11 protein-coding genes are annotated in these 9581 nt (G+C 39.8%); 6 read left to right on the forward strand and 5 right to left on the reverse strand.

Going from position 1 to position 9581, the window contains the following annotated elements:
- Positions 1 to 560: 560 nt before the first annotated feature.
- The 4 genes from L2735_RS19555 to L2735_RS19570 are packed head-to-tail and all read right to left on the reverse strand — an operon-like array spanning position 561 to position 4149.
- A complete protein-coding gene (locus L2735_RS19555; protein WP_248986265.1) occupies positions 561 to 1115 on the reverse strand; it encodes a TlpA family protein disulfide reductase in 555 nt (184 codons plus the stop codon).
- Positions 1115 to 1603, reverse strand: coding sequence for a heme lyase NrfEFG subunit NrfF (gene nrfF / locus L2735_RS19560; protein ID WP_248986266.1), 489 nt, complete (start codon positions 1601 to 1603; stop codon positions 1115 to 1117). The genes L2735_RS19555 and nrfF overlap by 1 nt, the downstream gene beginning before the upstream one ends.
- Positions 1604 to 1605: 2 nt before the next feature.
- Positions 1606 to 2157 carry a DsbE family thiol:disulfide interchange protein gene (locus L2735_RS19565; RefSeq protein ID WP_248986267.1) on the reverse strand — a complete coding sequence of 184 codons (552 nt, stop codon included), beginning with the start codon at positions 2155 to 2157 and terminating at the stop codon, positions 1606 to 1608.
- Between the two features lie 15 nt (positions 2158 to 2172).
- The gene (locus tag L2735_RS19570; protein ID WP_248986268.1) at positions 2173 to 4149 is read right to left on the reverse strand and encodes a heme lyase CcmF/NrfE family subunit; all 1977 of its coding nucleotides are present in this window, start codon (positions 4147 to 4149) and stop codon (positions 2173 to 2175) included.
- Positions 4150 to 4575: 426 nt separating this feature from the next.
- Between L2735_RS19570 and ccmI the strand changes: the two genes are divergently transcribed.
- Positions 4576 to 5835 carry a c-type cytochrome biogenesis protein CcmI gene (ccmI, locus tag L2735_RS19575; protein WP_248986273.1) on the forward strand — a complete coding sequence of 420 codons (1260 nt, stop codon included), beginning with the start codon at positions 4576 to 4578 and terminating at the stop codon, positions 5833 to 5835.
- Positions 5836 to 5911: 76 nt separating this feature from the next.
- Here ccmI and L2735_RS19580 read toward each other — a convergent pair whose 3' ends face one another.
- Positions 5912 to 6205, reverse strand: a complete 294-nt coding sequence (locus tag L2735_RS19580; protein WP_248986269.1) for a c-type cytochrome — start codon at positions 6203 to 6205, stop codon at positions 5912 to 5914.
- A 322-nt stretch (positions 6206 to 6527) separates the two neighbouring features.
- Here L2735_RS19580 and ccmA point away from each other — a divergent pair, with 322 nt between their 5' ends.
- From ccmA to ccmE, 5 genes are read left to right on the forward strand one after another with little or no spacing between them, the layout of a single operon-like run.
- Positions 6528 to 7178, forward strand: coding sequence for a cytochrome c biogenesis heme-transporting ATPase CcmA (ccmA, locus tag L2735_RS19585; protein ID WP_248986270.1), 651 nt, complete (start codon positions 6528 to 6530; stop codon positions 7176 to 7178).
- A gap of 9 nt (positions 7179 to 7187) precedes the next feature.
- On the forward strand, positions 7188 to 7874 hold the full coding sequence (gene ccmB, locus L2735_RS19590; protein ID WP_102529605.1) for a heme exporter protein CcmB: 687 nt from the start codon (positions 7188 to 7190) through the stop codon (positions 7872 to 7874).
- 1 nt (position 7875) lies between these two features.
- Positions 7876 to 8622 (forward strand): heme ABC transporter permease, encoded by a 747-nt coding sequence (locus L2735_RS19595; protein WP_248986271.1) that lies wholly within the window; start codon positions 7876 to 7878, stop codon positions 8620 to 8622.
- Positions 8622 to 8819 carry a heme exporter protein CcmD gene (gene ccmD / locus L2735_RS19600; RefSeq protein ID WP_248986274.1) on the forward strand — a complete coding sequence of 66 codons (198 nt, stop codon included), beginning with the start codon at positions 8622 to 8624 and terminating at the stop codon, positions 8817 to 8819. Before L2735_RS19595 ends, ccmD begins: the two co-directional genes overlap by 1 nt.
- Positions 8819 to 9316: a cytochrome c maturation protein CcmE gene (gene ccmE, locus L2735_RS19605; protein ID WP_248986272.1), complete on the forward strand. Its 498-nt coding sequence runs from the start codon at positions 8819 to 8821 to the stop codon at positions 9314 to 9316. Before ccmD ends, ccmE begins: the two co-directional genes overlap by 1 nt.
- The last annotated feature ends 265 nt before the right edge of the window (positions 9317 to 9581 follow it).

Here is a 9581-nt window from a genome sequence, read left to right on the forward strand (position 1 = left end):
CAATTAAAGTTTTGTTGAGACCTAAGTCTCGGCTCAATGAATTCTGATTACATTATGCAGACTCGGAAGAATCTACATCCTGTTTGTTACATATTGCTATGAACACTCATCACTTACGTGATTCAGAATATATTGATAATAATTTTGATTGCTGCATTCTTTACAAGAAAGAAAGAGCAATTTCGATTAACTCAACACCTGTGAGTGTCCACACAGATTTACTTGTTTGATTGTTAAAGAGCGTTGACCGTATTGGTCAGGGATGCGCATTCTACGCTTTCCCTCGTTGGCGTCAAGTGTTTTTTCAAACTTCTTTTCGCCGTTAATTTGAAGTGGTTAAAACCGTCTCAAATCAACCTGACTCAGTGTTTCGCTATTGCGCTCTGCCGTGTCAGTGGATGCGCATTATAGGGAGATTTAGAAACACCGCAAGGGCTTTTTGTAATAAAAACCCAAAAAAAAGATCGCTTGATGAGTTTTTCATCAAAAGCGATCTTTTTTAATCAATTCGTACTGTATAAGGCGATTAAACGTACTTATTAGCAGTGTTAAAAGAGTAATTACTGAAACTGCTGTAAGAACTCAATAGCGTTTTCGTCGTCCCAATCTACATATGTTCGAACATATGCTACCAATTCACCTTCTTTATTTAAGATAAAGGTGGCAGGTATTGTATCTAATGGAAAGACTTCACGTAGATTTTGTCTTGCATCGTAATATGAATTAAACGAAGGCAAGCCAATTGACTCTAGAAAAGGGCTGACTTGCTTTTTGCCTTCAGCATCAATCGATATTGGCATTAAGACAAAGTCATCTTTACTCAAGGTTTGCTCTAAACGATCTAGTGCTGGCAATTCACGTACGCAAGGTGGACACCATGTTGCCCACATATTGACGATAACGACTTTACCTTTATGCTCTTCAAAATCGACTTCTTTACCTTCTGCATCATTAAAGCCAATGTGTGCGATAGGAAAAGGATTTTCAAGTACATTAATCTTATCTAGTGTTGAGTTGCTCACATGCTGCTGTTGCTTTTCCATTCCAGGATAAGCATTAACAGTGATAGTCACTGCTAATGCACTGAGCATGATCGCTTTGATCATGATATTCATTACTTAGCATCCTGACTTTGCTTTTCTTTCAACAACGCTTCGAGTTCATCACGATCTGCATCCGTCATTTCTGGAGCCGCTGTAAATTTACCTCTTTGCTTACGCACAACAACAAGTGCTACATAAAGTGCAATCAACATTAGAACAAATGGACCGAGCCATAGAATATATGTTTTTGGATCTAGTCTTGGTTTATAAAGTACAAAATCACCATATCGGCTAGTCATGAAATCTACAATTTGATCATCACTTTTACCTTCATCGACCATTGTGTAGACCTCAAGACGTAAATCTTGAGCAACTGGTGAATTAGAATCAATAAGGTTTTGGTTTTGACATTGCGGACAACGTAGAGAGTGCGCCAAGTTTAACGCACGCTTTTGGTTATCCGTAGATTTAAACTCATAAGTATCAACCGGAGTTGCCATTACATTGAAAGCTAAAACCAAACTTGCCATGAAGCCAACAAGTATTTTAAATGTCTTCATTCTTAAACTCCGTCTTGTTTCGCTTCAGCTTGCAACTGTTGGATCATTGGAAAAAGAGTGTCACTCCATACATTCCTATCAATAGGACCTGCATAGCGGAAACGAATAATGCCGTTATGATCAACAATAAAACTCTCTGGTGCGCCATAAACACCTAGGTCTAAACCTAAACGCCCATCTTTATCAAAAATGTTAATCGTGTAAGGATCACCTTCACGACTTAACTCTCTTATAGCCGGCGCACGCTCGTCACGATAGTTCACACCATATATAGGTAGAATATTCTTACGCGCTAGCATCATTAAAAAAGGATGTTCATATTTACAAGCAGGACACCAAGTGGCCCACACATTAATTAATGATACTTCACCCTTTAAGTTTTCTTGCGTTAGCATTTCACCTGGTGTTTCGAGACGTTCAAGTTGGAAAGCCGGTACCGGCTTTCCTTCTAGTGCTGAATCGAGCTTTTGAGGATTTAAGAATAACCCCTGATATAGAAAAACCCCCATCCCCAAAAACAATACCAATGGTATAAACAGCACCAACTTTTTCATATTTTCTCCAATAAATTAAGCAGTCGCTAATTTTGCTTCTTTAGATTCGTCTTTAGCAGTTTTAGTTTCTTTCACACGGTAACGCTTATCTGAAGCAGCTAGGAAGCCACCTACCATCATGAAGATAGAACCAAACCAAATCCAACGAACAAACGGCTTATAGTTAAGACGTACAGCAAACTGAGTCATACTCAATGGGTCACCCATCGTCACATATAAGTCACGGAATAAGCCCCAATCAATACCAGCTTCTGTCATGTCCATAGTACGAACATTATATTGACGGCGATCTGGTCTTAATAATGTGACAAATTCGTCATCTTGATAAACTTCTATCTGACCTTGTTGTGCTGTGTAGTTCGGACCGACTACATTTTTAGTTTCAATGTAGTTGAAGGTATAACCCGCTAACTCTTCACTGATACCAGGGCCCATACGAACACTTTTCTCAATTGAGTAGTTCGATACCATAGTCGCGCCGACAATCGATACCGCAATACCCATATGAGCAATCAACATACCCATTTCACTACGGCCAATCTTATTCAGCGTAAACTTACCTTCTTTATCTGTAAGTAAGTTATATGCAGCTCTAAAGGTAGCTAAAGAAACCCATGTTGCCGCACCGATACCAAATACAACCCAAAGGTTTAATTCGTTACCCGCGATAAACGGTGTAGCTAAACCAACTACTGCAGCAACAATTGCAGGAACTAATAGTTGACGCTTCAATTCACCCGCTTTTGATTTCTTCCAGCGGATAATTGGACCAATACCCATAAAGCCAAATAGTACAAGTACGATTGGTACGAATACAGAGTTAAAGTATGGAGGTCCTACAGAAATCTTACCCATACCTAGTGCATCAATTAGCAGTGGGTATAGCGTACCAAGTAAAACTGTACCAGCAGCAACAGTCAGTAAGACATTACATACTAATAAGAAGGTTTCTTTAGATTTCAGTTCAAATCGTGCAGGACTGCTCATTTCACTTGCTCGCAATGCGAATAAGGTTAAAGAACCGCCAACCGCTAAACCAAGCAATAGTAGAATGAACATACCACGACTAGGATCTGCAGCGAATGAATGCACTGATGTTAAAACACCAGAACGTACAATAAAGGTACCTAGCAAACTTAATGAGAATGCGAAGATAGACAGTAATACAGTCCAGTTACGGAAAGCACCACGTTTTTCAGTCACAATTAATGAGTGAACAAGCGCAGTACCAATTAACCAAGGCATGAATGATGCGTTTTCAACTGGATCCCAGAACCACCATCCGCCCCAACCTAGCTCGTAGTATGCCCACCAAGAACCTAGTGAGATACCGCCGGTTAAGAATACCCATGCTGCAAGCGTCCAAGGACGAGACCAACGAGCCCATGCTGAATCTAAACGGCCACTCATCAGTGCAGCAATAGCAAATGCGAAACTAACCGCAAAACCTACATAACCTAAATAAAGCATTGGAGGATGGAAGATAAGACCTACATCTTGCAACATTGGGTTCAAATCACGCCCTTCCATAGGAATCGGGAAGATACGCTCAAATGGACTTGATGTCAGGATCATGAATAACGTGAAACCAACAATCACCATTGCTAGTACCGCAAGTACACGTGCAATGAAGACTTCTTCCATACCTTTACTAAAGGTTGCAACAGCAGCTGCCCAAACCGTTAGAGAAAATACCCAGAATAGTAATGAACCTTCGTGGCCACCCCATACAGCAGCAATCTTGAAGAAGATTGGTAGTTGCGAGTTGGAATGATGTGCTACATAAGCCACAGAAAAATCATCAACAGCGAAGCTATAGCCAAGGCTGATGACAGAAAGAGTGATAAAAAAGAACATACCGTAACAAATTGGCCAAGCATATCTTACGAGATACTGGTCTTTACGGGCTGCACCAAATAACGGCACGGTCATCAATAGAATGGCGAAAGCCAAACCAATAATGAGCGAGAAGTGTCCAAGTTCAGGGATCATGGGTATTCCTCAATTTTAAAAAAGTTGCTTAAGCTATAAAGCTAAACCAACGCATATCTATCATAATGCTTTAAAACAGTGATATTAACATTAGCTAATACGAATTTGCTTATATTTTAGTAGTTGCTGTTGTTTATGTCTGCCACTTTCGTGCAAAACTGGGTGACTTGTCTCATTCTCAAAAAAATAGAGAGTAAAAACACCCAGTTATCAACTGTTGAGCTTAAGACCGAAAAAATTCACTTAAGTTTCGTTTGTTTTTTTTATTGGTGATCAATCTGTGAACCAGTGCCCAACTATGACGATTCTGGTTCAGTTAGATCGTATATTACTGTTCAATGAATCATCTTTACGTATAATCTAGCTTCAAGTCAGGCGGCTAATCCGCTCTGTTTTTTCAGCAACCTAAAAGTGAATATTGAAACAATGACCACATTTTGGATATTTATTGCTCTTGTCGTCGTAATCAGTTTAATGCTGATTTGGGTCCCACATTTTCGTCAGCAAAAAATGTTAGCTGCTGAAGAATCAGGCGTCCGTAAGCAAACAAACCTTGAGCTATTTAACGAACGTGCCGCTGTTCTAGAAAAAGAACTAGAAGATGGCTTATTAGATCAAACTGAGTTTGACGCACTAAAGAAAGAATTAGAAATCGGCCTATTGCAAGATATGAAGCAAGACGGCGATGACTCTCTTGATACGAAAATTCAATCAAAAGGGATCTTATGGCCATCTGTGATGACTATTTGTATCTTGGGTATCTCTGGTTATTTTTATCAGACATTAGGTGCTTATAAAGAGTTATCTAACCCTCCTCAAGCTGAAGCTAGCCCACATCAAGGCATGAGCAGCGAGCAAATTATGGCTCAACGCGTACAAATGATGGAGCAGCAAGTTCAAGCAGATCCTGAAAATAGTCAAGCTTGGTTTAGCCTAGGACACGCTTATATTTCAGCTAACCAATTCGATCAAGCTATTGCATCATTTGATAAAGTAATGGAGCTTGTTGGAACTGCTGCTGAATTACTTGGCCCTAAAGCAACTGCAATGTATTACAAGAATGATCAACAAATGAATCCACAGATTCAAGCAATCGTTGATCAATCACTTGCTTTAGATGCGCAAGACCCTTCAACTTTATTACTTGTGGGTATGGATTCATTCTTTTCTGCTGATTACCAAAAAGCTATCAACGCTTGGCAAACTATTTTAGATAGTGGCCGAAGCGACATTGACCGCACAGCAGTAATGAATGCAATTGAATCAGCTAACATGCGCATACAAGCAGAAACTGGCGAAATGCCAAATGACAGCAACCATAACCCTATGACGCAAGCGACTACAGCTAAAACAGTTGACGTTGAAATTGCAATTTCACCTGAATTAGCAGATAAAGTTAGCTCAACAGACATGGTGTTTATCTTTGCACGTTCAACTCAGGGGCCTAAAGTGCCACTTGCTGCGACTAAAATTAGTGCTAGCAGTCTTCCTGTTACAGTAACACTCGATGATTCGACGTCTATGGGCGGTGATGTGAAATTGAGCAGCGCTGAGAATGTAGAAATTATTGCTGTACTGTCTAAACACGGAAGTGTTAAAGCACAAGCAGGCGACCTGAAAGGTATTGTTGCATCTGTTGCTGTCGGTGATGAAGCGAAACTAATGCTTGATACAGTCGTTCAATAAGCAAAATGTAAATAATCGCGTTTTATAGACATTAAAAAACCGGCTAATAAGCCGGTTTTTTTATGAGTTTACTAAATTACTTAGACATAAACTCAATAGCTTTTTGGTAATCTTCATCTGTACAATCTGTACACATGCCACCAGGAGGCATAGCGCCTTTACCCGTTTTAACTGTGCCGATTAATACATCCATACCTGTAGCCAAACGAGGCTCCCATGCAGCGGCATCGTGTGCTTTTGGTGCACCAGCGACTCCCATGCTGTGACATACTTGACACGCTTTGTTATAAACCGCTTCGCCATCTTGAGCGAAAACGTTTGAAGACAAAGTCAATGCAGCAACTGCAGTCATTGCTAATAATTTTTTCATGTTCATCGTTCCTAAATGCAAATAAATTCAAAGCTCAATGCCACCTTTGAAAGCAGGTAGACTTATTTAATCGTCATCAGATTACTACAAACTTCAATAAAACTCACCTTTTTGTGATAAGAATCTCACCTTCTCATTCAAATAAAGACAATAAACCTATATTAAGTAATATATTAGAGAATCATGAAAAAGTTCACATAAGATGTATTTTATTGGAACCACTTCAAATACCTAGCACATAGATGAGTTGAATGCTAAACCCTTAATTGTGTTTATGTTAATATTCATTTGTATTCATCCTCAACACGTTAAAGAGGGCTCAGTGGCAGACAACAATCAGCAGCAAGTTTTAGTCAGGGCAAATGAACTGACATGCATTCGTGAAGATCGCATTCTATTTGATCAATTAAGTTTTGAAATCAATGCCGGTGATATTGTCCAAATTGAAGGCCCTAATGGTGCAGGTAAAACCAGTTTGTTACGCATCATAGCTGGATTATCAAGACCTTACGCAGGTGAGATTCAATATATCGACACTGATATTACTCAATGTCGTGACGAATTTAATGAAGATTTACTTTATCTTGGGCATCTCGCTGGTGTTAAAAGCGAGTTAACAGCAAATGAAAACCTTAACTTCAATTTAAGGTTAAGCGGTTATGATGACTTTGATAGTTATGATTTGCTCGCAAAAGTTAATTTAGGTGGTTTCGAAGAGGCACTAGCTGGACATTTATCAGCAGGCCAACACAGAAGAACTGCCCTAGCCCGACTCTGGCACACTAATTGTAAAATATGGATTCTTGATGAACCTTTCACTGCAATTGATAAAAAAGGTGTAGAAGAGTTGGAACAATTATTTATTAAGCACACTCAAAGTGGTGGATGCGTCATAATGACGACTCACCAAGATATGAGTCTCATCACCGATGAAGTGCTTCGTAAGATCAAACTAGACTATCGCTTCGTATAAGGTACAACAATGAAAAGAGGCATCAGTTACACCCAAGCATTTTTGACATTGTTGCAACGAGATTTAAAAATTGCAATTAGGCATCGTGGTGATATTTTTAATCCACTATTGTTCTTTGTATTAGTAGTGACCCTGTTTCCATTAGGGATAGGACCGGAACCGCAGGTTTTATCAAGAGTTGCTCCCGGAATAATTTGGGTTGCAGCGTTATTGGCATCAATGTTGTCACTTGAGCGATTATTTAAGGCAGATTTTAATGACGGTAGCTTAGAGCAAATGCTATTAAGCCCTCAACCGTTACCAATATTAGTATTATCAAAAGTATTGGCTCACTGGATTTTAACTGGTGTACCATTGATACTAGTAGCACCTTTATTAGCAGTATTGCTACATTTAGAAAGCAATAGCTATACTGCGCTTATATTAACGTTAACCGTGGGAACTCCCGTTTTATCGTTATTAGGTGCTATTGGTGTGGCATTAACCGTTGGGTTACGTAAAGGCGGCGTGTTACTTAGCTTGCTAATTTTACCGCTTTATATACCTGTACTAATTTTTGCTACCAGTGCAATTGATGCTGCTGGTTTAAATTTACCTTATACCGGACAACTTGCCATTATTGGCGCCATGTTGGTCGGATCATTAATTATGGCACCGTTTGCAATTGGTGCTTCATTACGAGTGAGTACAAACTAATATGTGGAAATGGCTTCATTCATACGCTGATCCAGAGCGTGCATACAAATTGGCATCAACGCTTTTACCTTGGTTCGCATTTTCTGCCATCTTATTAATAAGTGTCGGAACCATCTGGGGAATGTTATTTGCTCCTATGGATTACCAGCAAGGCGAAAGTTTCCGGATCATATATATCCATGTACCTTCGGCATCAATGTCAATGGCCGCATATATGGCAATGGCCTCTGCATCATTTGTCGGTATTGTTTGGCAAATTAAGACTGCTGATTGGGTAGCAGCATCAATTGCACCTATTGGCGCAGTCATTACCTTTATTGCACTTTTAACTGGTGCAGCATGGGGCAAACCTATGTGGGGTACTTGGTGGGTATGGGATGCACGCTTAACATCTGAACTCGTACTATTATTCTTGTATCTAGGTGTAATCTCTTTGTATGCATCTTTTGAAGACAAAGTATTAGCAGCGCGTGCTGCAGGTATTTTAGCAATCGTAGGTGTTATTAATATTCCAATTATTAAATACTCTGTTGATTGGTGGAGCAGCTTACACCAACCAGCTACGATTAAAATTACCGAAAAATCTGCAATGCCAATGGAAATGTTAGCGCCACTACTTATTAATATTGTCGGTTTTGGTTTAATGATTGGTGCAATCACATTGGTTCGTTATAAAGCAGAGATTTTAGCAAGAAATGGGATGCGTCCTTGGGTTAGAGAATTAGCAAAAGCGGAGGCATCGAAATGATACAGTTCGAATCATTTTCTGAATTTTTAAACATGGGCGGCTATGCATTTTATGTTTGGTTGTCATACGGTGTTACCTTCGGCAGCTTAGGGATCTTATTGTTCTTAAGCCTTCGCCAAAAAAGATCAGTCTTACTCGAGATATCTAAAAAGATGGCACGAGAAGATCGCCTTAAAGAAACTAGGAGTAGTAGATAGTGAACTCTAGACGTAAAAAAAGACTCACACTTGCCGTAGCATTAATTGCAGGTGTAGCAGGTATCGCATCATTACTTTTGTATGCATTAAACTCTAACTTAAATTTGTTCTTTACACCGCATGAAATTGTGAATGGTAAAAAGGATACTGGCGAAAAACCAGAGATCGGCCAACGGATCCGTGTTGGTGGTATGGTGACTGTAGGTACAATGGTTCGCGATCCAGATAGTCTTCATGTTGAGTTTGAAATTCATGATGCATTTGGCGGCGCAATTACTGTTACCTTCGACGATTTGTTACCAGATCTATTCCGTGAAGGCCAAGGCATTGTTGCTCAAGGAGTGTTAATCAAGCCAGACACTATTCAAGCAACTGAAGTACTTGCTAAGCATGATGAAAACTACATGCCACCTGAAGTAGCTGAAGCAATGGGTCAAACCCATGAGAAGCTAGACTACTCTGAGCAGAAAAAAACTGAAGGTTATCAATACCAGTAACCTCAGAGTCATTTAATAAAATGCCAATCAATTGATTGGCATTTTTTATGCCTGTAATTTAATGGATTGCTTTTTGTTTTAGTTACACTTTGATATGAAACTACGAAAACTCTTTCCACCACCTACTCTACTTCATATTAGTTCTAAGCTAATTAGCCAGTGAGCCAGTGAGCCAGTGAGCCAGTGAGCCAGTGAGCCAGTGAGCCAGTGAGCCAGTGAGCCAGTGAGCCAGTGAGCCAGTGAGCCAGTGAGCCAGTGAGCCAGT

It is taken from the genome of Shewanella olleyana, from assembly GCF_023283825.1.
GTDB lineage: Bacteria > Pseudomonadota > Gammaproteobacteria > Enterobacterales > Shewanellaceae > Shewanella > Shewanella olleyana.

Excerpts from the sequence above, each read along its gene's own strand:
- L2735_RS19555 (WP_248986265.1), bottom strand. The coding sequence starts at position 1,115 with ATGAATATCATGATCAAAGCGATCATGCTCAGTGCATTAGCAGTGACT.
- nrfF (WP_248986266.1), bottom strand. The coding sequence starts at position 1,603 with ATGAAGACATTTAAAATACTTGTTGGCTTCATGGCAAGTTTGGTTTTA.
- L2735_RS19565 (WP_248986267.1), bottom strand. The coding sequence starts at position 2,157 with ATGAAAAAGTTGGTGCTGTTTATACCATTGGTATTGTTTTTGGGGATG.
- L2735_RS19570 (WP_248986268.1), bottom strand. The coding sequence starts at position 4,149 with ATGATCCCTGAACTTGGACACTTCTCGCTCATTATTGGTTTGGCTTTC.
- ccmI (WP_248986273.1), top strand. The coding sequence starts at position 4,576 with ATGACCACATTTTGGATATTTATTGCTCTTGTCGTCGTAATCAGTTTA.
- L2735_RS19580 (WP_248986269.1), bottom strand. The coding sequence starts at position 6,205 with ATGAAAAAATTATTAGCAATGACTGCAGTTGCTGCATTGACTTTGTCT.
- ccmB (WP_102529605.1), top strand. The coding sequence starts at position 7,188 with ATGAAAAGAGGCATCAGTTACACCCAAGCATTTTTGACATTGTTGCAA.
- L2735_RS19595 (WP_248986271.1), top strand. The coding sequence starts at position 7,876 with ATGTGGAAATGGCTTCATTCATACGCTGATCCAGAGCGTGCATACAAA.